Below are 23,030 nucleotides of genomic sequence, written 5' to 3' on the forward strand. Positions count from 1 at the left end.
TCCACAGTAACCGGATGAGGGAGCTGAATTTTCTTACCATGAATTGATCCGGAAAATATCGGGTTAGTCGCTGGCCAGGAGCCCGCCATCGATCACAAGTTCGCTGCCCAGGACGAACTTGGATTCATCGGAGGCTAGGTAGAGCACACCGTAGGCGATATCGGAGGCATCCCCCAGATGACCAATGGGGTGCCGGTCGATCTGGGTCTGTAGCACTTCAGGGGGCTGGTTGTCGTAATAGGCTTGCACCAGTGGAGTAATGCAGGTGCCGGGATGTACCGAGTTGACTCGAATGGGCAACTTCTCGGCAGCGCAGTACATTGCCGCCGCCTTGGTCAATCCCCGGACGCCAGCCTTGCTGGCGGAGTAGGCTACTGTGGTCGACTGTGCAACCATTGCCATCACCGAGGAAATATTGACGATGGAACAGCGTTCCCCGGACTGCCGCATCAGGCGGATGGCCTGCTGGGTGCCGAGGAAGGTGCTGTCAAGATTGATGGTATGGACTCGGCGCCACAGTTCGAAGCTCATTTCCATATCGCCCGGCGGCGCCACACCGGCATTGTTGATCAGCACATTTAGCTTGCCGTAACGTGCTTTCACCGTTTCCATAGCGGCGCTCCAGTCCTCCTCGCGGGTCACATCGAGATACACATAGGACGCGCGATGGCCCTGTGTCGTGATGTCATCAACGATCTTCCGTCCGCTCTGTTCTGCGATATCTGCTACCAGCACGGCTGCGCCCTCCTGCGCCAGCAGCTTCGCGATGGCGGCACCCAGACCGCTGGCCGCACCGCTGACCAGAGCGACTTTCCCTTCCATTCTTCCCATTCCGACTCTCCAATCAAATGATGTTCGCCGACGGTCACGATGACTATGCACCCACCGGCGACGATTATCGGCAGTTGTCACGGCATGGCTGCGGCACGGAATGTTCAACAGGGGGGCATCTATGTTCATTGCCAAAGTGCTGCGTAGCAGATGAAAATTCGTGATGGCTCATGGAGAGGATATGACGTGATGGTTAATCCAGGCAGGAGATGCTTGCATGAGGTGGTTCCGTGCAGCTTTGCGCTGCTCCTGTTGGAGGAGCTGGCGAGCTTCGGTGCGGCAGCAGAGCCTGGGCTGGCACGGCTACCAGTCTCAGTCGCGGGACTGCGTGCGCAGTACAGGGAGGGTATTCCCGCACCGCTCTTCAGCGAAGTGTATGGGGAATGCATCACCGCCATTGCCGAACTCGTGCATCAGCGGCGTGGCGTCACTTTTATGTCTCGCAACGATGTGGAAATGCTGTGCTATTGCCTCGTCAGTTGCGAAACCTTGCAGGAAGCCATCGATCGGGCCCGCCGGTTCTATCTTATGCTGGGCAACCGAGGTGCTGCGCTGGACATGGAGGTGTGCGGCGGGCAAGCCACCTTCCACCTAAGGACCCAGCAGGCGCTGTACAGTCGCGGAGGATTGTTAGTTGACCTGACGGGCCTGCTGTTCCTGTACCGGCTGTTCAGCTGGTTGATCAATCGGGAGATACCAGCGGCCGACTTCGGTATCTGCTATCCGGAACTGATCAACGCCGAGCTGCTAAGGACCGTTTTTCATCAGACGATCCATTTTGACAAGGTGAGCAACTGCTTCCGGTTTCCTGCAGAGTTCCTTGACTATCCGGTGGTGCGTAGTCCGCAACGGCTACGGGAAATGCTGAGCACCCTGCGCCTGGACATGAATCAAGATCCCGCGATGAGTTGGTGTCTATCTGATGCTGTGGAACGGATCATCCTTGCTCACCTGAGTGCGGGCAAGCCCATGCCTTCACTGAAGGAACTGGCCGGACTCTTCAACATCAGCACCAGCACCTTCCGTCGGCGCCTGAAGGAGGAGTCGAGTCCTTTATCGACGATCAAGGAGGCCTGTCGCCTGACATTGGCGACCGAACTGCTGTCCGCGATTGAACGGCCTAAGATCGAAGAGATTGCCCTGCGACTTGGATTCAGCGACGCCCGTGGGTTCCGGCGGGCATTCAAGGCCCGGACTGGCATGTCGCCCGACACGTATCGTACATCCCAGATTTGACTCTCGTTTGAACATATTTGTCCCGTCAATGGTAGTTTTTGACCTCTGCCTAAGCAATGGTCCTACCTATAATCGTTGCCGGGTTACTCCCATATTTCTGACGAAATTTAATCAACTAGGGGGAAGATAGTGTTCAAAAGAAAACCAATCCACATGGCTGTATCCGGCCTACTAATGACCAGCATGGCCGTGGCACATGTGGCCTACGCCGCCGATGGACAGTTGGAAGAAGTCATCGTTACGGCCCAGAAACGGGCAGAAAATCTGCAGGACGTGCCGATCTCGGTACAGGCATTGAATTCCAAGGCGCTGGAAAAAGCAGGCATCATCAGTCTGTCGGATATCAAGGCCAATGTGCCAGGGATGACCATCGACAGCTATCCGGGCAGTAGTGAGATGCTTTATCCGTCGATCCGGGGCATCGTACCCAACTCGATCCAGACCAGCGTACCCATCCCCATGGCAATCCACCTGGACGGCGTCGCCCTGACCCAATTGGCGGGTCTCAACCTGGCAGGAGCTGACCTGGAGCGGATTGAAGTGCTCAAGGGCCCCCAAGGTGTGCTGGCCGGCCGTAATGCGACGGGGGGAGCCATCAACATCGTTACCGTCAGACCGGATCTGGGGCAGTTCAGTTTCAAGCAGCAGTTGACCTTTGCAGAGCGGGGCCAACTGCTTTCCAAGACCGTGGTCAACGTGCCCCTGACGGAAAACTTTGCGGCCAAGGTGTCCTACCTGCACAGTGAGCGGGACAACATGGGCATCAAGAATTCCGCCCCCAACGGCCCCAAACTGGGCGAGAAAAAATCGGACTCCTGGCGTCTGGATATGCGTTGGAAAGCGTCGAACACCGTCATGGTGGACTATGGCTATGACCGTTCCGAAACCGAGTCCATCGACGTGCCGCAGCAATGCATGATCCCTTTCATGGGCAGCGCCACCATGGGTTTCCTGGCGACGGTCGATCCCCGCTTCAGGGAGTGATCGATGGTTGCAGTATGAGCAAGCTGAATACGCTCAACGTACCCTTCCGGATGCCCAAGAACCGCAATATCGCTGAAGGCCACAACCTGACGGTCAACTGGGACGTCAATCCCAACCTGACGTTCCGTTCGGTCACTGGCTACCGCAAGGTGGATACCTCTAATGCCGTCTATTACACCGGTTATGGCAGCGCCGGCGGTCCCAATGCACCCTACGTGATACGTGGCGACAGCCTGCCCATCACGTTCGCCAATGGCCCCGTGCCCGGCATCGATGGGAAAAATCATCCCTGGATTGTCTACAACGAATCCTGGTCTCAAGAATTCCAGTTGTTGGGTGATGTCAGCCCGAACTTCAAATACACCACCGGTCTTTATTTAAGTACAGAGAAGGGCCATCAGAGCCAGGAGCAGGGAATCTTCTACACCGTGCCCGATGCGCTGTTCCTGTCGGGCCTGGGTCCGGTGGGCGTGGATATGTTCAACCTCGAAAATCGCAAGTTGAGCGCCAAGAACTCCACCTGGGCGGTATTTGGCCAATTCTCCTGGCGTCCGGACATCCTGGGGCGCAAGCTGGAAATCGTCCCCGGTATCCGCTACACCCGTGACCGTCGCCAGGCCCTGGGTACCAACACACGCGGCGCCAACTATTTCTACACAGCCACTGCGACGCCCGGCGTCTACAACTATCTGTTCAACACGCCCAGTCCCTCCGGCTACACCAATGTGGCGGGCGACAACAGTTTCTCCAAGACCACGCCCACCGTGTCCTTCAATTACCACTGGAAGGACGACCTGATGACCTATGTCAAGCTGGCCAAGGGTTATGTCACCGGTGGCTTCGACGATGTACAGCCCACAGCGGCTGCATTTGCCAAGGGTTTCGATCCAGAGACCATCACCTCCTATGAACTGGGCCTGAAAGGTGAATTCCTGGATCGCCGCCTGCGGGTCAATGGTGCGGCGTTCTGGAGCGAGTACAAGAACGAGCAGAAGGCCGTGGCTCACGTGGGCCAGATCTGGGCCATCGAGAACGTCGGTACCTCCAAATACCGTGGCATCGAGCTGGACGTAACGGCCGCAGTGACGGATCGCTTCCGGGTATCCGGCAGTGCCACCTGGCTCGACCATAAATATACCCAATGGATCGACCAGGATAGCAGCAGCCCGACCTATCTCCAGGATGTCGCCAAGTTCCGCAAGCTGGTGGTGCCCAAGGTCTCCTACTCCGTCAATCTGGACTATCGCTTCCCCGACCTGGGGCTGCCCGGCAAACTCGACGCGAATCTGAACTTCGCCCACAAGGATGCCCAGTCGACGCCGATCGACTTAAGCAACCCGGTGTCGGCCAACAATGTCACGACGCCGAAGTACGACGTAGTGAATGGTCGTCTGAGTCTGTCCCATATCAAGGTGGGTCCGGGGGGACAGGGTGATCTGACGGTGGCACTGTGGGGCAGGAATCTGGCCGACAAGAAGTACCAGAACTTCACCCTGACCAACAACAGCGCGACCCGGGTCACCGGCTGGAGCGAGCCGCGCACCTACGGCATTGATCTGATCTACAACTATTGAGCATACCCCCCGGTGGGAGCCCGCTATTGCAGCATTCTTCCACCGCGGGTTCCCTCCTCTCGGTTGCGCATAGCTGTCCAGCCGAGTTTTTCCCGCCCGCAAGGGCGGTTTTTTTGTCGATTTTCCGGCGCACCACGACTGCGCTGGGCAGTACGTTTCTTTTTGACATGACTTTCAAGCTGGGCATCAACGGCTTTGGCCGCATCGGTCGTATGGCTCTCCGTGCGGCGTTGCAGAATTTCTCCAATATCGAGATCGTCGGCATCAACGATCTGCAGGACCCGGACTCCCTGGCCTACCGATTCCAGTACGACTCCGTCCATGGCCGCTTCCATGACACCGTGGCCGTCGAGGGCAACACCCTGCTTGTGAATGGCAGGAAGATCCGCCTCACTGCCGTCGAGGACCCCGCTGAACTGAAATGGAACGAAGTGGGGGCCGACATCGTGATCGAATCCACCGGCCTGTTCCTGGACAAGGCCAGCGCGGCCAAGCACCTGGCCGCCGGCGCCAAGAAGGTGATCATGTCGGCGCCCGCCGCGGACGACACCCCGATGTTCGTCTTCGGCGTGAATGACCAGACCTACGCCGGCCAGGACATCATCTCCAACGCTTCCTGCACCACCAACTGCCTGGCCCCCGTGGCCAACGTGCTGCATGACACCTGGGGCATCAAGCGCGGGCTGATGACCACGATCCATCCCGCAACCATTTCGCAGCAGGTCGTAGACGGCGCCTCTCCTCGGACTTGGCGCAACGGGCGGAGCATTCTCGAAAACATCATCCCTTGCTCGACCAGCTCTGCCAGCGCCCTGGGGGCAATCATTCCCCCATTGAAAGGGAAGCTCACCGGCCTCTCATTCCGCGTGCCAACCTCCGACGTATCGGCAATGGACCTGACGCTGGAGTTGGACCGCCCAGCCAGCTACACGGAAATCTGCACTGCCATGAAAGCCGCCTCCGAGGGGGCCATGAAGGGCGTGCTCGGTTACAGCGAGGAAAAGGTGGTGGCTACCGATTTTCGCGGTGATGCCTGCACGTCAATCTTTGATGCCGAGGCCGGCATCGCTCTGGACAGTACCTTCATCAAGATCGTCTGCTGGTACGACAACGAGTGGGGCTACGCCAACAAGCTGTTGGAAATGGCGCAGGTGGTTTCGACCATGAACTCGACCTGAAACCGGGCTTGTGTTTTAACCTGCTACCTCAACCTCCAGGAGCGTGATTCATGAGTACCCTGTTCGACCCCATCAAGATTGGCGACATCGCCTTGTCCAACCGCATTGCCATGGCCCCCCTGACCCGGAACAAGGCCATCGCAGGCAATCTGGCCAATCCTCTGGCCGTGGAGCACTACCGTCAGCGTGCCACTGCCGGCCTGATCATTGCCGAGGGGGCGCCCATCAGTGCCATGGCCCAGGGCTATCTGGATACACCGGGCATCCATACGCCCGAGCAGGTGGCGGCCTGGCGCAAGGTCACGGACGCAGTTCATGCCGAGGGAGGCCGTATCGTGGTCCAACTCTGGCATGTGGGACGCATCTCCCATGTGTCGCTGCTGCCAGACGGCGCCTCACCGGTATCCTCCAGCAACCAGTGCCCGACTACCCAGACCTTTACCCGCGAAGGCTTCATCCAGGTTTCAGCGCCCCGGGCCCTGCGGGATGACGAATTGCCCGGCCTGATTGCGGACTATCGCCATGGGGCTCGCTGCGCCATGGAAGCCGGCTTCGACGGGGTCGAAGTGCATTCTGCCAATACCTATCTGCTGGAACAGTTCCTGCGCGACAGTGTCAATGAACGCAGTGGTCCCTACGGCGGCAGCATTGCCAACCGGGCCCGCCTGTTGGTGGAAGTGATGCAGGCGGTATGCCAGGAAATTGGCGCAGGTCGCACCGGTGTGCGCCTGAGCCCCATGACCACCTCCAACAACACACCGCGCGACAGCGATCCGCAAGCCTTGTATGGCTACGTGGTGGACCAGCTGGCGCCGCTGGGATTGGCATATCTCCATATCATCGAGGGCGAGACCGGTGGTGCGCGGCATCCGGAGAATGCACCGCGCTTCGATTATGGGGCGCTCCGTCGTCGCTTTCCTGGCGCCTGGATGGTCAACAATGGCTACACCCGGGCTGAAGCACTGGAAGCGGTTGCATCGGGCCGGGCCGACATGGTCTCCTTCGGCCGCCCCTTCGTCAGCAATCCGGACCTGGTCCGCCGGCTGCGCGAGGACGCACCGCTCACCCCCTTGCTGACAGACAAGCTCTATGGAGGCGGTGCCGAAGGTTATATCGACTATCCCTTCCTGGCCGACTGACCGGGTCATCGGCCTCGCCGATCTTTCCGGCCAACATTTCAGCAGTCTGCCGTCCCCGGCAAAGCCGGGGACGGTGGTGTATCCGCACTCGGGGAAGACTGAGTCCGATAAGCGTCCGGTGATTGGCCGGTCCACAAGCGGAAAGCGCGACGGAAGGCACGAGCGTCACTGAAGCCGAGCCGTGTCGCCACATCGGCGACCTTGAGCCGGAACTCGGGGGCCAGGAGTTCCACCGCCAGATCACGGCGACAGCGCTCCTTGATCTCGCCCAGGCTGATGTGCTCCTCCGCGAGGCGGCGACGGAAGGTGGCGCTGCTGATGTTGAAGAAGCTGGCGAACTGGGTCAGGGTCGGAATCGCCTCGCCGCGAGCCAGTTGCGTGGCAATCAGATGTTCGACGGCCTCGGCGAACTGGCCGCTGGCTCTCGGGTCCCGCATCAGGTCGAAGGGGAACACGCTCAGCAGTTCCACCAGTCGCTGGTAGCTGCGCACCACCGGCTTGGATAGATATTGGGACGGAAAGCGGAAATGGTTACCCGTCTGGTTGTAGAGGATCGGATGGTGGAACAGGCGCAGCAGGGTTTCCTTGTTGCCCCGGTTTTCGTAGGTAACGCCGTAACCGGAGATCGGAATCGGCTCGCCGATCAACCAGCTGAACAGGCGATGATAGAAGGACAGCCCCGTCAGATCGGCCAACAGACCGCTGGTGCTGTGGGGAAGCCTCAGAGTATCCATATGGAAAACGGCGGCCTCACCGGCAACCTCCAGGGAAAGCTCTGCGGCTCGCCCCCCCAGCATGGCGCAGAAGCGTGCGGCCCGTTGAATCACCTGTTCCAGATTTTCGCAGTTGATCACGCAGTAGCAAAGCATATCCACTTCGTCCTTGTTCATCGGGGGCAGGTTGCGCTCCCGATTGGCATGGTCCGAGAGGACAGTGATGCATTCCCGGTAGATCAGGATGAAATGACGATCCGAAATCGTCGGTATCCGGCCTTTCTGGAGATCCGCCAAGGAGAATGGCAGACGCAGCCGGGCCAGGATCTTCACCGGGTCCTCGCCGATGGCAGCAGTGTCCTGCAGCAGCGTCAGGGCGAAATCTGCTGAGACCGACTGGGGAGATCTGTGTGCCGTAGGGATACTCATAGTGGCGACTATGTTGCATCGAAGATATTTTGATTACAAGACATTGAGCACTTTTGTCCCCATATTGTAGTTTTCCGGCCTCGAAGGAAAGAATGGGGCTACGCATAATTTGCTCACTCGGCACGGTACTTGGCCGGGCCAATAGACCAGAATACGAAAGGAAGCCAGGATGACAATCGCGAAACGACAAATTCTGTATGGTGGCGCCATGCTCGATCAGAAAGAGATCGATGCCGTGGTCAATGTGATGAAGACCAGCATGGTGCCCATGGTCAACGTGCAGTCTTTCGAGGCCCGCTGCGCCAAGCTGCTGGGCAAGAAGTATGGCGTGATGGTGAACTCCGGCAGTTCGGCCCTGCTGATGGCCATCCGCCTGCTGGATCTGCCTCCCGGCTCCGAGATCATCACCCCCACCCTCACCTTCGGCACCGATATTTCCGGCATCGTGCTCAACGGCCATGTTCCGGTGCTGGTGGACGTGGAGCCCGATACCTACCAGATCGACATCGACAAGATCGAGCGCAACATCACGCCCAAGACCAAGGCCATGCTGATCCCCAACTTGGTGGGCGGTATGCCCGACTGGGACCGGCTGCGGGCAATCGCCGACAAGCACGGGCTGAAGCTGATCGAAGACAGCTGCGATACCCTGGGCGGCACCTACCGCGGCCGGCCTGCCGGTGAGCGCTCCGACATCAGCGTTACCAGCTTTTCCATCTTCCATATCATCACCTGCCTGGGCAACGGCGGCCTGGTGGCGATCAATGACGAGAAGCTGTGGGATCGCGCCCTGATGCTGCGCAACTGGGGCCGTTCTTCCGAGAAATACATGCACGGCACCAAGAAGGGCGACAGCGATGGCCGCTTCCTGGAGAACATCGACGACATCGAGTATGACGGCATGTTCATCTTCGAGGAGATCGCCTACGGCTTCATCCCCAACGAGGCAGGAGCGGCTTTCGGTCACGAGCAGCTCAACAAGCTGGACGAGTTCACCCGGCTGCGCCAGGAACGCTTCAGCCTCCACGCCCAGTACCTGGAAAAGAATTCGGACGTATTCATCAAGGCCCGCGTGCATGATGATGTCTTCACCACCTGGATCTGCTATCCGGTAATGCTGCGGCCGGAACTGGGCTGGAGCCGGCGCGAACTGCAGATCCATCTGGAAGATGCCGGCATCTTCACCCGGGTGATCTTCTCCGGCCATGCCGCGCGGCAGCCGATGATGAAGGGCGTGAATTTCCGCGTCGATCCGGAAGGCTGCCCCAACGCCGACCTGGTGATGCGCAATGGCCTGATGCTGCCCTGCCATCCGACCATGACCGTCGAGGATTGTCAGTACCTGTATCAGGTGCTGGACGAATTCATCGCCAAGCAACGCGCCAAGTAAGCCTTTCGCTGTACTTCAAATGCCCCGGCCCCATGCCGGGGCTATTTGACGTTGTTATCGATTGGAGAATCCTGCGTTATGACGCCCCCTGTTCCCCGGCAATCCCTGTCCCTGGACTTGCCACCGATGGATCAATTCTGTCTGGTCGTCCCCGATCTTGATGCAGCACTGGCGCAATATGAACCTTTGTTCGGTCCGTTCATCGTGTTGCGGAATGGGCCTTTCGATTCGGTCTATCGGGGACAACCGGCCCGGGTGGAACTGGCAGTCGCCTTTGGTCGTGCTGGCGATATTGAGGTCGAACTGGTGGAGTGGGTGTCGGGCGACACACCGCACCGCGACTTTCTTCAGCAGGGACGCCAGGGTGTGCAGCATATCCGCTACCAGGTGGACGATATCGACAACTGGGTGGAGAAAGTCTACCCCTTGGGTTACACACCGGTCTGGACCGGCCACTTCCCCGCCAACGACTATAGCCCTGGGATTTCCTGGTGCTACGTGGAGCGGAAGGACGATCCACTGATGCTCGAGTTCGTTTGCTCGGGATAATTGCGGACAAGCCACCAGGATTCCATTACGATGCGGCCCTGGTCCTTTGGGCTGGACCGCAGCTTTTGCCTGTTAATAAGGATTAGCCATGTTGCAAAAAATTGCACTCGCCAACACCGATCTCAACGTCAGCCAGCTGTGCCTGGGCACCAACATGTTCGGCACCGCCCAGCCCCTGGACAAGGCCGGCGAGATTCTGGACACCTTCTTTGCCGGCGGCGGCAATTTCATCGACACCGCCCATTCCTACGGCGACTGGATTCCCGGCATCCCCAACGCTGCCAGCGAACGCGCCCTGGGCGAGTTGCTGAAGGGCAAGCCCCGGGCCGATTACGTGCTGGCCACCAAGGGCTGCGAGTTCGACTACCGCAAGGGCGACTACGCCATGCGGGTCACGCCCGAGTTGCTGACATCGGACCTGATGGCCAGCCTGGAACTATTGGGGACCGGGTTCATCGACCTCTACTGGGTGCACCGGGACGACCCCAGCCGGCCGGTAAAGGACATCGTCGATGCGCTGATCAGCCACCAGCAGGCCGGACGCATCCGTTACTTCGGCTGTTCCAACTGGAGTGTGGCCCGCATCCAGGAGGCCCAGCAATACGCCGCCAGCCTGGGCCATGCCGGCTTTGTCGCCTGCCAGCCCATGTGGGGCCTGGCCGAACCCGACCGCACGGCGATGATGACCTACGCGCCAGGGGGCTATTACGAGGACGGCTACCAGGTGTTGCACCAGGCGGGCATGACCATGATCCCCTACTCGGGGCAAAGCCGCGGCATCTTCAGCAAGCTGGCGGCCGGCACGGCCAAGGAGGCCATTTCCCCGGACGTGGCGGCCCTCTATTACCACGACACCAATCTGCGCAAGGTGGATGTGCTGAAAGCCATCGCCACCCGCCGCGGTGCCGCGGTCAATGATATCGTGCTCGCCTACCTGACTTCCCAGCCCCTGGCGACGGTGCCCATCATCGGTTGCAGTTCCGCCGCACAGTTGCGGGAAAGCATTGCCGCTTGCGCGATCCGGCTCGACGCCGAGGAACTGCGCCAACTAAAAGGAGCTTGATATGGCGGAGCGCCGCCGCAAAATTTTCGATGTCTGCGTGATCGGCACCGGCGCCGGCGGCGGCGTGATGATCGACGAACTGACCCATGCCGGCATGTCGGTGGTGGCCCTGGAGCGGGGCCCCCGTCTGGGGCCGGGGGAGTTCATGGGCCATGACGAACTGACCAACATCATCCGCGCCACCGGCTTCGCGCCGAAGCTGAAGGAAACCTTGCGCCAGACGGAGGGCGAGACCGCCCAGCCACGGCATTTTTCGATGATCGGGCAATGCGTCGGCGGCAGTAACGTGCATTGGGGTGCGATGGCCTGGCGCCTGCGCCCCGACGACTTCAAGGTGCTCAGTCACGACGGTCCCATGGCCGGCGCCAGTCTCGCCGACTGGCCGGTGGACGCAACCGAGATGGCCCCCTGGTACGAAAAGGCCGAGGCTGCCTACGGCGTCGCCGGCGGGGCGGTGCATAACGCCCTGCAGCCAGGCAAGCATTACCCCAACCCGCCCCATCCCCGGCGCAGCGGCAGCCCGGTATTTGAAGCCGGGGTGAAGAAAATGGGCTATGCGCCGTTCCAGATTCCCCTGGCGGTGAACAGCCGGCCCTACCGCAACCGGGCAGCCTGCACCAACAGCGGCATGTGCGTGATGTTCGGCTGCCCGGTCCATGCCAAGGCCTCGCCCCTGTCGGTGGGACTGCCCCGAGCCCAGGCCACGGGCCGGCTGGACCTGAGATCGGAAGCGATGGTCCATGAACTGGTGCTGGACGAGGCCGGGCGCATCAAGGCCGCCCGCTACCTGGATGCCCAGGGGCGCCAGCACGAAGTGCGGGCCCGGCAATTCATCCTGGCTGGCGGCAGTCTGGGTTCCGCCCATCTGCTCCTGATGTCCCGCTCCGGGCGCTTCGCCAATGGCCTGGCCAACGGCAGCGGCCTGGTGGGGCGCAACCTGATGTACCACGTGCTGCCCGCCGTCTATTACCGGCACCAGACCGTGACCCGGGGCTGGCTGGGCCCCCTGGCAGGACAGGCCGTCGATGACCTCCACGCCAGCGATCCCGCCCGCGGCTTCGTACGGGGCGCGGTGATCACCGAGGCTTATCCGACGACCCCCGTCGTCTATGCCACCAGCGCCGGCAATGCCTGGGGGGGGCGTTGAAGGACTATCTGCGCCAGTTCCAGCAGGTCCATGCCCTGATCGCCATCGGCGAGGATCTGCCGGTCCATGGCAATCAGGTGGACCTCGATCCCACCCACAAGGACGAGCACGGCCTGCCGGTGTGGCGCATCACCCATGCCTACCATCCCAACGACCTCAAGCTGAAGGCCTACTACGAGCGGAAGATGCAGGAGATCGCCCAAGCCGCCGGCGCCGAGAAGAGCTGGGTGGTGGACATGACCCAGGGCAGCACCGGCCACCTGATGGGCACCTGCCGCATGGGCGACGATCCGGAAAAATCGGTGCTCAACCGCTGGTGCCGCAGCCACGAGGTGGACAACCTGTGGGTGGTGGATGGCAGTTGCTTCCCCACTTCCGGCGGCTACAACCCGACCCTGACCATCGTCGCCAACGCCTACCGCGTGGCCGACCACTTCGTGCGCGAAGCGCGCCGAATGAATCTGAGGTAAGCCCATGGAACAAGCGACCCGCCGCGACTTCATCAAGGCCCTGGGCGTCTGCCTGGTGGCGACCAACATTCCTCGCCCCCTGACCGCATTGGCGGCCGCCCGCAACAAGGGGCCCGTCAGCCTCGATGCCGGAGAGTGGCGCTGCGTCGAGGCGATCTGCGCCGAACTGATCCCCACCGACCACGACCCGGGCGCCACCGAGGCCGGCTGCGTGAATTTCATCGACAAGGCGCTTGCCGCCGAGGATGCCGCCGCACTGCCGCTGTACCGGGCGGCGCTGGCCGACATCGACAAGCTGTGCCGCCAGGCCCACGGCCAGCCCTTCGCCGAACTGGAGTCCGCCCAGCGGCAGAGGATTCTCGCCGCCATGGAGCAGGGCGCCCTGGCCGGCTGGGGCCTGGCGATGGTCCGCCCCCAGGACTTCTTCGCCACGATCCGCTTTCACGCGCTGCTGGGCTTCATCGCCGATCCCAGGTACGGCGGCAACCAGGATTACGTCGGCTGGAAGCTGATGGGTTTCCCCGGCCCCCTGCACCAGGTCGGCGGCGTGACGCCGGAACAGATGCTGGGCGAGAAGCCGGTGATCCCGGTCTGGGAGGCCGCACCCGGCCACGGTCAGCACCACGGCGGCTGAACACCGCCGGCCTGCGGGGGCCGTTTCGTTACCGTCGCCTCAAGGTGTGCAGTGCCTAGAACTTGATGTTGCAGGGCGCGGCAAGGCCGCCGCAGAGGAAGTCGACCAGATTCTCGATGCGGTCCCATTTCTGCCGTTCGCCTTCGCGGCCCTCGGCGCAGGTGGCGAACAGATCGGGGTCCGCCAGCGTCTGCAGCAAGCCGTGGGCCATCGGGAAGATGCGCCATTCCAGGGCATCAGGCGGCAGGTGCGGCAGGGCGCGGCAGAGCAGTTGGAACACGATGCCGCGGTTCTGGCCGACGTATTGATTCGAGACCCGGCTCAGCACCGGGTTGTGGTCGCTGTAGAGCCGCGCCAGCAGGCGGACATAGTTGAGGCCGGTCTTTCCTTCCTCGATCAGCTTGCGGGCCAGCGGAACCACGATGGCATCGACGATGGCGCGCACGGTGACGTCGGGCTGCTGCTGCAATTGCAGCAGTATCTTCTTTCGCTCCTCCATCAGGGGTTGCATGTGTTGCTGCAGCAAGGCCTCGACCACGCCTTCCAGGTTGCCGAAGTGGTAGTGAAGTATGCTGGCGCTGACGCCCGCGGCCTGGTTGATGCTGCGGGTGGAGACGCCGTCCACGCCGTGGATGGCGATCAGTTCCTGGGCGGCGCGCAGGATCAGTTCCCGCGCTTCGCCCTTGACGGTCTTGCTGGTTTTCGGCTTGGTTCCGGTCATCGTGATTGGCGGGCGGTGGCAATGCCGTCATTCTATCCGTCGTTCGGGATCAACCGCGGCATCGGATAGCTGCCGTCGATCAGCGGCGAGGTGGGGCCGTAGAAGCGCGGGGCGAGACGGAATCCTCCACGCTTCGGGATCGGCAGCCAGTTCCTCAGCTGATCCGGGTCGGTCGGCGGCTCGCTTTGCAGATAGAAGGTCAGGCGGCCGTCGGCGACGTGATAGGCGCCGGCCCGGTAGAGATAGCTGGTGGCGTTGTAGCGGTCGATCGGGTTGTTCACGAAGTAGCCGTAGTCGTCATAGACCGGCAGTTCCCAGAACTCGGTGACCGGCGGCAGTTTGTCGACTTCGAAGGTGAGGGTGTAGCGATGTCCGCCTTCGAGCTTGCGGCCCTGATCGTCGGCGAGGCCGAAACCGATGGTGTGGGACTCGAAGGGCACCGGGCTGCCCCAGGCGATCTCGGCGGCGCCGGCGCGCAGCACGTAGTCGTTGTCGTCGTAGAACAGGCTGGTCTGCAGCTTCCAGCCGTTCATGTCGATGAGGCTGGTGGCGAACGCCTGCTGCGCCTCCTGGCGCGCCTCGAAGAAGCCGGCCTCGACGGCCTTGATCTGGGCCGGCGTCAGCCTGGACGGATCGAAGCGCTGGCCTTCCTTGAGACCGATGCCGGCCAGCCTTTTGAGGGTGGCGAGCTCCTTGGCGGAGTCGCGCCGCTTGGTCATCGACGGATCGTTGATCACCAGGCTCACCAGTTGCAGGTAGTCCAGCGGCGTCATGGATCGGGTCAGGTCGCTGATCTTGTCCATGCGCGGAAAACTCGCGTAGTCGCTCTTGACCATCGGCTGCCGGTCGAGCGGCACCGGCTTGCCGCCGTTGCTCGCCCACAGGCTCAGGGGCAGGATGCTCGCCGACTTCACCAGCCGGCCGGCCTCGGCCAGCTCATTGCCGTCGCGGGCGTCGAGCACCCCCAGGCGCAAGATGATGGTCACCGCGTTGGAGGTGGCGCGGATGATCTGGGGGCCCTTGAAGCCGGGGGGGAAGCGGCCTTTCCAGTCGGGGCCGACGATCAGATAGCGCTGGGGGGCGTTGCCGGTGAAGGGACTGCCGACGAAAAAGAACCAGTGGGCGTATTGGTCCGCCGCCTGCACGCTCCAGTAGCGACCTTCGGGCATCTGCGGCGTCTCCACCACGATGCTCTCATGGCGCAGATCGAAGATGCCGCCGGAGTACAGGGTGGAGGCATTGGGCGTGGTGGCGAAGCGCTCCCGGGCGGAGAACAGCCGGGTGTTGACAATTGCCCGGTTGATGCCGCGGTAGGCGGGGGTGCCCTCCATCTGGGTGAGTACATGACGCAATTCATAGAAGCCTACTTGCTGCATGCCCCAGAAGAAGGCTTCCTTGCTGCGCTGCTTGATCTCCTTGGCGTTCAGGGCCGGGTCGATCTGATCGGCGGCCCAGGCGCCGCAGGCCAGCACCAGGCCCAGCAGGAGGGAGACGAAGCGGCGCGGACGGATGGAATTCATGAAGCCTCCTTTTCGATTGCGCTGGTCAGACGCCCAGGCGGCGCTGCAGATGCGGGGACGAAGCCGAGCTGAGGGTCGGGGCATAGGTGGCATGGAGGGCTCATCTTGTCTGAACCGCACGTCGTAGGGGATGAGAAAGAATAGGTCGGTTCATTGCAGCATGAAGCGGACCTCTTCCACCTTGCCGCTGAAGGGGAAAGGCGCGGCGTAGCCCTCGCCCACGGCGCTGCCCAGGTCGCGGCCGATGTCCAGGGTCTCGCTGTAGATGGTGGGGTGGCCGAAGCCGCCGAAGCGGGCGAAATGGTGCTCCCCCGCCGGCTGGCCGTTCACGAAGAGGCGGCCGGTGCCGGGGCGGACGAAGTACTTCATCATCGGATTGGCCGGCACGTTGCCGTCGGGCTGGAACTCGAAGGCCACGGTGGAGGCTCCGGTCGGCAGCGACTCCCTGGAGACAATCCTTTCATGGGCGAGACCGTTCAGATTGAGTTCGTACACCAGATGGCCGTCCTTCACGTAGAGGGCGTAGCCGCCATCCCCGCCACCGAAGGCGGCGATGACGCCTTCGCTGTTCGCGGCGGGGCGTTCGATGCGGGCTTCGATGCGGTGCTGACGGCCCAGTACGGGCGGCGCCAGGGCCGGGGTGACGCGCACCGTGTCGCCGCCATAGACGAAGTTCTTGCGGCCGGCCGTGGGGTCGGGCACGCCGCCGGAGAAGAAGTTGTCGAGGGGCGAATCGGAGAGCGGCAGCACCTGGTTGCGCTTGGCTTCGGCATCGAAGGCGGCCTTCAGCTGGGCGAGTTTCTCCGGATATTTGGCGGCCAGATCGACCACGCCGCTGAAGTCCTCGTTCAGGTTGTGGAGCGTCCATTTGTCGTCGGCCAGGGATTTGCGCTGACGCAGGGTCTCCAGGATGTTCCAGGTTTCGTAGTGGGTGGCGCCGGCGAACCAGCCATCCTGATAGATGCCGCGGTTGCCCATGACCTCGAAGTATTGCAGTGTGTGGTTGCTCGGCGCCTTGGGCGCGGCGAAGGAATAGACCATGCTGTGGCCATCGATGGGGATCTGAGGGATGCCGTTGACCCTGTCCGGCGCGGCGATGCCCGCGGCCTCGTAGATGGTGGGCACGATGTCCACGACATGGTGGAACTGGCTGCGGATGCCGAAGCCCTCCTTGATCCGGCTCGGCCAGGAAACCACCAGGGCGTTGCGGATGCCGCCCAGGGTGGAGGCCATCTGTTTGGCACCGGGGAACGGCGTGGCCGTGGCCAGGGCCCAGCCCGTGGGGTAGTTCAGATCGCTGTGTTCGCCGCCCAGTTCGTCGATGGCGGCGGCGAAGGCTTCCGGCGTGTCGGAGAGGCCATAGACCCGTGAAGTGTGATGGCGCGAACCCTCGGGGCCGCCTTCCGGGCTGGGGCCGTTGTCGCCGGCCACGTAGAGCACCAGGGTGTTGTCGCCGCCGGGCTGGCGCCGTGCCTCCGCCAGGAAGCGGCCGATCTCGTGGTCCGTATGGGCGAGGTAGCCGGCGAAGACCTCCATCTGGCGCGCCAGTAGCCGGCGCTGGGCGGGCGGGATGCTCTCCCAGGCCTGGACGCTGGCCGGGCGCGGCGCCAGCCGGGCATTGGCGGGGATGATGCCGAGTTTCTTCTGGCGGGCGAAGGTTTCCTCACGATATTTGTCCCAGCCCTGGTCGAACTTGCCGCGGAACTTCTCGATCCATTCCTTCGGCGCATGGTGGGGGGCGTGGGTCGCGCCGGTGGCCAGGTAGGCGAAGTAGGGCCGGTCGGGCATTTCCGCCCGCTGCTGGCGCAGCCAGTGGATGGCGTCGTCCACCATGTCGGTGGTGAAGTGATAGGCGGGGGGGCGCTGTGCCGGTTCCACCGGCGTGGTGTTGCGGTAGAGCTGGGGCGTCCACTGGCTGGACTGCGCGGCCATGAAGCCGTAGAAATAGTCGAAGCCCAGTCCCGTGGGCCAGCGGTCGAAGGGGCCGGCGGTGCTGACTTCCCAGGCCGGCGTGTTGTGCCATTTGCCGAAGGCGGCCGTGCTGTAGCCGTTCTGGCGCAGCACTTCGGCCACGGAGGCGGCGCTCTTGGGCCAGCTCATGTTGTAGCCGGGAAAGCCGGCGGGGTTGTCGGTGACGGTGCCGAAACCCACCTGATGGTGATTGCGCCCGCTCAAGAGGGCGGCGCGGGTGGGTGAGCAGATGCCGACGACGTGGAACTGGTTGTAGGTCAGGCCCTGCTTCGCCAGTTTGTCCAGGGACGGTGTCGGGATGGCGCCGCCGAAGGTGCCGGGGGCGGCGAAGCCCACGTCGTCGAGCAGAACGACCACCACGTTGGGGGCGCCCTTGGGGGCATGGGGCATTTGCGGCCAGTCCGGTTTCGAGGCGGCGCGGGTCGGGGCGATCACGCCCTGGAAGGCCGGATCGGGCCGGGGCAGGCTTTCCCCGGCCGTCGCCAAGCCGGCGGCGCCGTTGCACAGGGCCAGCGTGGTGAGGGCGATGCGCTTGATTGAGTTCATGGCGTTCATTTCAGGTCCAGTGTGACTTTGTCGATCTGCCCGGTGAAGGCGTAGTGGTTGGGATAGTCGCCCACCGGCGAGCCGGAGTCGGCGCCGATGTCGAAGTTCTCGTCGATGGAGAAGAACACCGGCGCGGTGCGCTTGAGCCGGCCTTCGGCCACGCTCTTGCCATTGACCCGCAGCTTCACCAGCGCCCCCTTGCCGTAGCCGCCGCCGTCGTAGGCGAAGTCCAGCGCCAGCTTGACGGGGCCGGCCGGCAGCGGCGCCTGGCCGGTGAGGGTGGTGCTCTCCACGCCGAACAGGTTGTAGGCGTAGACCGGCTGGCCCTGGCGGTTGATGTAGAGCGACCAGCCGCCGATGGCGCCGCCCATGGCCGCGATCACGCCCTCGGCGCCGGTCTTGGGCAGTTGCAGGTCGGCGACGATCTGGTGCGAGCGGCCGACGGTGCGCGGCGCGGCGTTTTCCGCGATGCCTTCGAAACCGGCATGGAAGACGAAATGGGTGCGGTCTCCCAGGCGCGGATCGCGGCTGGGCAGGGTCGTGGTTTGCAGCGGGAATACCTGATTGCGTGCCGCTTCCACCAGGAACAGGTTTTGCAGCTCGGCCAGTTTTCCGGGTTCGGCCTGGGCCAGGTCGCGCGCTTGGCTGAAGTCCTGGTCGAGGTGGTAGAGCTCCCACGTATCGTTGTCGAAGCCGCGCTCCGCCGCGCCGATCAGCGACCAGGGCGCGCGTCCGTGAAAGGCCGAGGCCATCCAGCCCTGGTGATAGATGCTCCGGTTGCCGAAGATTTCGAAATACTGGGTGGTGTGGCGTGCCGGCGCCCTGGCGTCGTTGAAGCTATAGACCAGGCTGGTGCCGTCCATGGCTTGTTGCGGCACGCCATTGACCATGGCCGGCGCGGCGATGCCGGCGGCTTCGAGGATGGTCGGCATGATGTCGGAGACGAAGGAGAACTGGCTGCGCAATCCACCCTTGTCACGGATGTTCTTGGGCCAGCTCACCACCATTGGATTGCGGATGCCGCCCAGATGGGAGGCGACCTGCTTGGTCCATTGGAAGGGCGTGTTCATGGCCCAGGCCCAGCCGGCGGGGTAATGCGGATAGCTGCGGGTGCCGCCGATTTCGTCGAGGCGCGCCAGGCCCTGCGCGTCGGATTCGGTCACCCCTTGCAGGCTGCCCATTTCGTTGAGCGTGCCCTGCAGGCTGCCTTCGCCGCTGGCGCCGTTGTCGCCGACGATGTAGAAGAACAGGGTGTTGTCGAATTCACCCATGTCCTTGAGCGCCGTGACCATGCGACCGATCTGATCGTCGGTGTGGGCCAGAAAGCCGGCATAGGTTTCCATGATGCGGGCGACGATGCGTTTGCGTTCGGGCGTCAGCTTCTTCCAGGGCTGCAATTCCTTCATGGGCGGGGTCAGTTGGGCATCGGCCGGGATCACGCCCAGCTTTTTCTGACGGGCGAAGATTTCCTCGCGCGCCTTGTCCCAGCCTTGATCGAATTGGCCCCGGAATTTGTCGATCCATTCCTTGGGGGCATGGAAGGGCGCATGGGTCGCGCCCGGCGCGTAGTAGGCGAAAAACGGTTTCTCGGGTGCCAACACCTTTTGTTGCCGCATCCAGGCGATGGCACGGGTGGTGATGTCCTCGGTCAGATGGTAGTGATCACCCTTGGGGCGTGCCACGGGCGTAACACCATCGACCAGGGTCGGCTCGAACTGATGGGTTTCGCCGTCGAGAAAGCCATAGAAGCGCTCGAAGCCCTTGCCCGTGGGCCAGCGGTCGAAGGGGCCGGCGGAGGTTTCCTCGGCGTGAGGTGTCAGGTGCCACTTGCCCCAGAGCGAGGTGGCATAACCGTTTTGACGCAGCACCTCGGCGATGGTGGCGGCACTGGCGGGCATGAAGCCGTTGCGTCCGGGGTAGGGCGCGGAGGAATTCATCACATTGCCGACGCCGACGGCGTGCGAGTTGCGTCCGGTGAGCAGCGATGCGCGGGTGGGGGAGCAGATGCCCGTGGTGTGGAAATTGTTGTAACGCAGACCATCGGCAGCCAGATGATCGAGCGTGGGGGTGGGGATCAGGCCGCCGAAGGTGCCGGCAGCGCCGAAGCCGACATCGTCGAGCAGGACCACCACCACGTTGGGTGCGCCTTTGGGGGCGGTGACGACAGGACGCGGCTGGGGCGTCATGTCTTTCTGGTTCATGCCGGTGACGGCGCGGGGCAGCGCCGGCGTCGGCAAGACCGGAGCGGCCTGGGCGACGGTCAGCGTCGCGCCGAGGATGCCGAGGGCGCGCAGCAGGCTGCGTCTCAGAAGGGGAAGGGCTGGGTTCATGGCGGACTCACGTTCGGGGATGGAAAAAGAGCGGAGCCGTTGCCGGCTCCGCTTGAAGCGCAGCAACAGGCTTCTACCACTTGTAGTTGAAGTTCAGACCGAAGGTTCGCGGGGGCGTCCACGCGGCGTTCTGGAAGTAGCTGAAATCGATGACGTTGGTCAGCTTCTTCGAGTCGGCCAGGTTCTTCACCCAGAGCGAGACGCTCGCGGTGCCGGGGCCGCCGACCGGTACGTCGGTCAGCATCAGGCGCGCATTGACCAGACCCAGGGCCGGCATCTTGTTGATCTCGGCGAGGGAACCGCCGCCGGCGTTGGCCACGGTGAGCGATTTGTTGCTGGTGTAGGCGTAGAACTCGGCGGTGTAGGTGTAATCCACCAGGCCGCGCAATGTGCCCCAGGCGGTTTTGGCCAGGCGGCCGTCGACGCTCAGGCTGATGGTCTGCTTGGGCGCGTAGGGAAACACGCGGTTGCTGGCGGTGTCGATCAGGGTGGAGGTGCTGACGCCGGCGAGGGCGGCGGTGGCGGCGTTGTACGGATAGTCCAGGTACTCGTCGAACTTGCCGTGCAGATAACCGTAGCTGCCCTGGACCTTCCAGCCGTCGGCCACCAGGAACACGCCCTCCAGTTCGATGCCCTTCATGGTCGCCTTGCCGGCGTTGGACAGCAGCGAGCTGGTGGTGCCCGGCAGCAGGCGTGAGAGCTGCATGTCGGTGATGTTGTTCTGGAACACGGTGCCGTTGAACTGGGCCTTGCCGCCGGCGAAGGTGCTCTTGAAGCCGATTTCGTAGGTGGTGGATTTTTCCGGGTTCACCGGCGTGGTCACGCCCGCGGCGGTCGGCACCTCGGCGGAGAAGCCGCCGGCGCGGAAGCCCTTGGCCATGCGGCCATAGACGGTGAGGCCGTCGTTGACCTTGTAGGTGGCGGCCAGGGTCGGGGTGGTGGCGCTGAAACTCGCCGCGGCGCTGGTCCAGGGCAGGATGGTCGAGATGATCGGGCCGCGATAGCCGTTGGTGCCGAACTGGGCCGAGGCGTTGGTGCGTTCCTCGGTGGTGCGGCGGATGCCGGCGGTCAGCGTCAGGGCGTCGGTGGCCTTGTAGTCGAGCTGGCCATAGACGGCCTTGGCGTTGTCGGTGGTGCGATAGTCGACGTATTTGGTGTTGGCCGGCGGCGGACTCAGCGCGATAAGCTGGCCGCCGATGGTCGTGCCGTCCTCGCGGTACAGATACAGCCCGGCGGCGTAGTTCAGGCGGTCGGTGCCGCCCACCCACTGGAACTCGTGGGAGTAGGAGCTGACCTCGGTGTTGCGGCCCGTGGATATGAGCGGTACCGGCGTGCCGTCGAGGTCGACGCGGTCGCTGTAGGCCATGTTGCGGTAGGAGCCGATGTACTTGAGGGTATTGCGCGGGTCGAGTTCGTAGGTGGCCGTCAGCGCGTTGCCGTTGATGCGCAGGCGCTGATAGTTTTCGTGGTTGGTGTCGATCGCCACCGAGTCCGGACGCTCCGAACTGAGATAACGCGACATTTGCGCCGGTGCGGCGATCAGGAAATTTCCGGCGGCGACGTAGGAAGGGATGTGGAACGCATTGCCGGCGGCCACCAGTTGGTTGCCGAGGGTGGTCAGGGTACCCACGCTGCCGCTCAGGCGGTAAAGGGTGAATGGTCGTAGACGTAGTCGATCTTGAATTTGTTGCTGATGTCGAAGTTGGCGGCCAGCCGGAACGCCTGCCGATCGGCGCCGCCCAGCGCCTTGCCATTGCCGTTCTTCATCCAGCCGTCGGCTTTTTCGTTGCGCATCGCCAGACTGAGGCTGGTGATGCCCATCTTCGGCAGGTCGAGGGAGACCCGCTCCACGTGGCGCCCGTAGTTGCCGACGTCGAGCGACACTGCGCCGCTCCATTGGCCGGAGGGCTTGCGGGTGACGAAGCTGATGGCGCCGGCCAGGGTGTTGCGGCCGAACAGGGTGCCCTGCGGGCCGCGCAGCACCTCGACCCGCTCCAGATCCAGCAGATCGAACATATTGCCCTGGGATTTGGCGATATAGACGCCGTCCACATACATGCCGACCGCCGGGTCCACATAGATCGCCGGCTGGCCGGTGACGCTGCCGCGGATCGAGACTTGCGAGATCAGGCCGCTGCCGGGGGATTTGTTGACCTGGAGGTTGGGGGCGAGGCCGTTGAGCGAGGCGTTGCCTTCGATGCCGCGATTCTCCAACTGTGCGCCGGCGATGGCGGTGATGGAGATCGGCACGTCCTGGAGCTTCTCCGCCCGTTTCTGGGCGGTGACGATCACCTCCTCGAGCGTGGCCTCCTTGCCCTGCGCCCAGGCGCCTCCAGCGTAGATCGCGGTGATGAGCAGTGGGATCATCCGGACCGCGTGAACTTTTGCCGCATGTCGTTTCATGTTTCTCCTCCCGGTGAATTTGGAATTGCTGCTTTTTGTCGCTACCTCTTCTACAGGTTCTATAGGTCGTATGGTTGTATCAAGTATTTCGATCAAATGCTCGAATAACTATAACGGTGTTGGTCGCGGGGAGTCAATAGATAGAATGAACGCCGATAAAGGACGCCGTACCGCGATCGCGGGCAGGAGTGGATGACGATCC

At 62.8% G+C, this 23,030-nt stretch carries 19 protein-coding genes; 11 read left to right on the forward strand and 8 right to left on the reverse strand.

Annotated features, from left to right (window positions below):
• Nucleotides 1-63 precede the first annotated feature (63 nt).
• Nucleotides 64-831, reverse strand: coding sequence for a glucose 1-dehydrogenase (locus B9N43_RS16400; RefSeq protein ID WP_145843279.1), 768 nt, complete (start codon nucleotides 829-831; stop codon nucleotides 64-66).
• A gap of 222 nt (nucleotides 832-1,053) precedes the next feature.
• On the opposite strand from B9N43_RS16400, the gene B9N43_RS16405 reads away from it, so the two are divergent.
• From B9N43_RS16405 to B9N43_RS16425, 5 genes are all read left to right on the forward strand, one after another.
• Nucleotides 1,054-2,067 carry a helix-turn-helix domain-containing protein gene (locus B9N43_RS16405; RefSeq protein WP_261379451.1) on the forward strand — a complete coding sequence of 338 codons (1,014 nt, stop codon included), beginning with the start codon at nucleotides 1,054-1,056 and terminating at the stop codon, nucleotides 2,065-2,067.
• Between the two features lie 153 nt (nucleotides 2,068-2,220).
• Nucleotides 2,221-3,051, forward strand: a complete 831-nt coding sequence (locus tag B9N43_RS16410) for a TonB-dependent receptor plug domain-containing protein (RefSeq protein WP_145843281.1) — start codon at nucleotides 2,221-2,223, stop codon at nucleotides 3,049-3,051.
• 14 nt (nucleotides 3,052-3,065) lie between these two features.
• Nucleotides 3,066-4,625 carry a TonB-dependent receptor gene (locus B9N43_RS16415; protein WP_145843282.1) on the forward strand — a complete coding sequence of 520 codons (1,560 nt, stop codon included), beginning with the start codon at nucleotides 3,066-3,068 and terminating at the stop codon, nucleotides 4,623-4,625.
• A 167-nt stretch (nucleotides 4,626-4,792) separates the two neighbouring features.
• Nucleotides 4,793-5,803, forward strand: a complete 1,011-nt coding sequence (gene gap, locus B9N43_RS16420; RefSeq protein WP_145843283.1) for a type I glyceraldehyde-3-phosphate dehydrogenase — start codon at nucleotides 4,793-4,795, stop codon at nucleotides 5,801-5,803.
• A 50-nt stretch (nucleotides 5,804-5,853) separates the two neighbouring features.
• Entirely contained in the window at nucleotides 5,854-6,942 is a 1,089-nt protein-coding gene (locus B9N43_RS16425) for an alkene reductase (protein WP_145843284.1), read from the forward strand.
• 38 nt (nucleotides 6,943-6,980) lie between these two features.
• Here B9N43_RS16425 and B9N43_RS16430 read toward each other — a convergent pair whose 3' ends face one another.
• Nucleotides 6,981-8,084: a helix-turn-helix transcriptional regulator gene (locus B9N43_RS16430; protein ID WP_145843286.1), complete on the reverse strand. Its 1,104-nt coding sequence runs from the start codon at nucleotides 8,082-8,084 to the stop codon at nucleotides 6,981-6,983.
• A 169-nt stretch (nucleotides 8,085-8,253) separates the two neighbouring features.
• Between B9N43_RS16430 and B9N43_RS16435 the strand changes: the two genes are divergently transcribed.
• From B9N43_RS16435 to B9N43_RS16460, 6 genes are all read left to right on the forward strand, one after another.
• The gene (locus B9N43_RS16435) at nucleotides 8,254-9,474 is read left to right on the forward strand and encodes a DegT/DnrJ/EryC1/StrS family aminotransferase (RefSeq protein ID WP_145843287.1); all 1,221 of its coding nucleotides are present in this window, start codon (nucleotides 8,254-8,256) and stop codon (nucleotides 9,472-9,474) included.
• Between the two features lie 126 nt (nucleotides 9,475-9,600).
• Nucleotides 9,601-10,023, forward strand: a complete 423-nt coding sequence (locus B9N43_RS16440; protein ID WP_186453880.1) for a VOC family protein — start codon at nucleotides 9,601-9,603, stop codon at nucleotides 10,021-10,023.
• Between the two features lie 88 nt (nucleotides 10,024-10,111).
• Nucleotides 10,112-11,086 (forward strand): aldo/keto reductase, encoded by a 975-nt coding sequence (locus tag B9N43_RS16445; protein ID WP_145843289.1) that lies wholly within the window; start codon nucleotides 10,112-10,114, stop codon nucleotides 11,084-11,086.
• Nucleotide 11,087: 1 nt separating this feature from the next.
• Nucleotides 11,088-12,233 (forward strand): GMC family oxidoreductase N-terminal domain-containing protein, encoded by a 1,146-nt coding sequence (locus tag B9N43_RS16450; protein ID WP_145843290.1) that lies wholly within the window; start codon nucleotides 11,088-11,090, stop codon nucleotides 12,231-12,233.
• Nucleotides 12,230-12,703, forward strand: coding sequence for a GMC oxidoreductase (locus tag B9N43_RS16455; protein ID WP_186453881.1), 474 nt, complete (start codon nucleotides 12,230-12,232; stop codon nucleotides 12,701-12,703). The genes B9N43_RS16450 and B9N43_RS16455 overlap by 4 nt, the downstream gene beginning before the upstream one ends.
• Nucleotides 12,704-12,707: 4 nt before the next feature.
• Nucleotides 12,708-13,337, forward strand: a complete 630-nt coding sequence (locus B9N43_RS16460; RefSeq protein WP_145843292.1) for a gluconate 2-dehydrogenase subunit 3 family protein — start codon at nucleotides 12,708-12,710, stop codon at nucleotides 13,335-13,337.
• A 55-nt stretch (nucleotides 13,338-13,392) separates the two neighbouring features.
• Here B9N43_RS16460 and B9N43_RS16465 read toward each other — a convergent pair whose 3' ends face one another.
• The 6 genes from B9N43_RS16465 to B9N43_RS16490 form a co-directional block, all read right to left on the reverse strand.
• Nucleotides 13,393-14,058: a TetR/AcrR family transcriptional regulator gene (locus tag B9N43_RS16465; RefSeq protein ID WP_145843294.1), complete on the reverse strand. Its 666-nt coding sequence runs from the start codon at nucleotides 14,056-14,058 to the stop codon at nucleotides 13,393-13,395.
• 32 nt (nucleotides 14,059-14,090) lie between these two features.
• Entirely contained in the window at nucleotides 14,091-15,578 is a 1,488-nt protein-coding gene (locus tag B9N43_RS16470; RefSeq protein ID WP_145843295.1) for a DUF1254 domain-containing protein, read from the reverse strand.
• Between the two features lie 150 nt (nucleotides 15,579-15,728).
• Nucleotides 15,729-18,095: an arylsulfatase gene (locus B9N43_RS16475; RefSeq protein WP_222428761.1), complete on the reverse strand. Its 2,367-nt coding sequence runs from the start codon at nucleotides 18,093-18,095 to the stop codon at nucleotides 15,729-15,731.
• A gap of 5 nt (nucleotides 18,096-18,100) precedes the next feature.
• Nucleotides 18,101-20,425: an arylsulfatase gene (locus B9N43_RS16480; protein ID WP_145843297.1), complete on the reverse strand. Its 2,325-nt coding sequence runs from the start codon at nucleotides 20,423-20,425 to the stop codon at nucleotides 18,101-18,103.
• 73 nt (nucleotides 20,426-20,498) lie between these two features.
• Nucleotides 20,499-22,055 carry a TonB-dependent receptor gene (locus tag B9N43_RS16485; protein WP_186453882.1) on the reverse strand — a complete coding sequence of 519 codons (1,557 nt, stop codon included), beginning with the start codon at nucleotides 22,053-22,055 and terminating at the stop codon, nucleotides 20,499-20,501.
• A gap of 8 nt (nucleotides 22,056-22,063) precedes the next feature.
• Nucleotides 22,064-22,792, reverse strand: coding sequence for a TonB-dependent receptor (locus B9N43_RS16490; RefSeq protein ID WP_186453883.1), 729 nt, complete (start codon nucleotides 22,790-22,792; stop codon nucleotides 22,064-22,066).
• Between the last annotated feature and the right edge of the window lie 238 nt (nucleotides 22,793-23,030).

Source organism: Denitratisoma sp. DHT3, from assembly GCF_007833355.1.
In the GTDB taxonomy this organism is placed as follows: domain Bacteria; phylum Pseudomonadota; class Gammaproteobacteria; order Burkholderiales; family Rhodocyclaceae; genus Denitratisoma.

Excerpts from the sequence above, each read along its gene's own strand:
- gap (WP_145843283.1), top strand. The coding sequence starts at position 4,793 with ATGACTTTCAAGCTGGGCATCAACGGCTTTGGCCGCATCGGTCGTATG.
- B9N43_RS16400 (WP_145843279.1), bottom strand. The coding sequence starts at position 831 with ATGGGAAGAATGGAAGGGAAAGTCGCTCTGGTCAGCGGTGCGGCCAGC.
- B9N43_RS16440 (WP_186453880.1), top strand. The coding sequence starts at position 9,601 with ATGGATCAATTCTGTCTGGTCGTCCCCGATCTTGATGCAGCACTGGCG.
- B9N43_RS16445 (WP_145843289.1), top strand. The coding sequence starts at position 10,112 with ATGTTGCAAAAAATTGCACTCGCCAACACCGATCTCAACGTCAGCCAG.
- B9N43_RS16475 (WP_222428761.1), bottom strand. The coding sequence starts at position 18,095 with ATGAACTCAATCAAGCGCATCGCCCTCACCACGCTGGCCCTGTGCAAC.
- B9N43_RS16465 (WP_145843294.1), bottom strand. The coding sequence starts at position 14,058 with ATGACCGGAACCAAGCCGAAAACCAGCAAGACCGTCAAGGGCGAAGCG.
- B9N43_RS16410 (WP_145843281.1), top strand. The coding sequence starts at position 2,221 with ATGGCTGTATCCGGCCTACTAATGACCAGCATGGCCGTGGCACATGTG.
- B9N43_RS16460 (WP_145843292.1), top strand. The coding sequence starts at position 12,708 with ATGGAACAAGCGACCCGCCGCGACTTCATCAAGGCCCTGGGCGTCTGC.
- B9N43_RS16470 (WP_145843295.1), bottom strand. The coding sequence starts at position 15,578 with ATGAATTCCATCCGTCCGCGCCGCTTCGTCTCCCTCCTGCTGGGCCTG.
- B9N43_RS16480 (WP_145843297.1), bottom strand. The coding sequence starts at position 20,425 with ATGAACCCAGCCCTTCCCCTTCTGAGACGCAGCCTGCTGCGCGCCCTC.
- B9N43_RS16435 (WP_145843287.1), top strand. The coding sequence starts at position 8,254 with ATGACAATCGCGAAACGACAAATTCTGTATGGTGGCGCCATGCTCGAT.
- B9N43_RS16490 (WP_186453883.1), bottom strand. The coding sequence starts at position 22,792 with ATGATCCCACTGCTCATCACCGCGATCTACGCTGGAGGCGCCTGGGCG.
- B9N43_RS16415 (WP_145843282.1), top strand. The coding sequence starts at position 3,066 with ATGAGCAAGCTGAATACGCTCAACGTACCCTTCCGGATGCCCAAGAAC.
- B9N43_RS16425 (WP_145843284.1), top strand. The coding sequence starts at position 5,854 with ATGAGTACCCTGTTCGACCCCATCAAGATTGGCGACATCGCCTTGTCC.
- B9N43_RS16450 (WP_145843290.1), top strand. The coding sequence starts at position 11,088 with ATGGCGGAGCGCCGCCGCAAAATTTTCGATGTCTGCGTGATCGGCACC.
- B9N43_RS16430 (WP_145843286.1), bottom strand. The coding sequence starts at position 8,084 with ATGAGTATCCCTACGGCACACAGATCTCCCCAGTCGGTCTCAGCAGAT.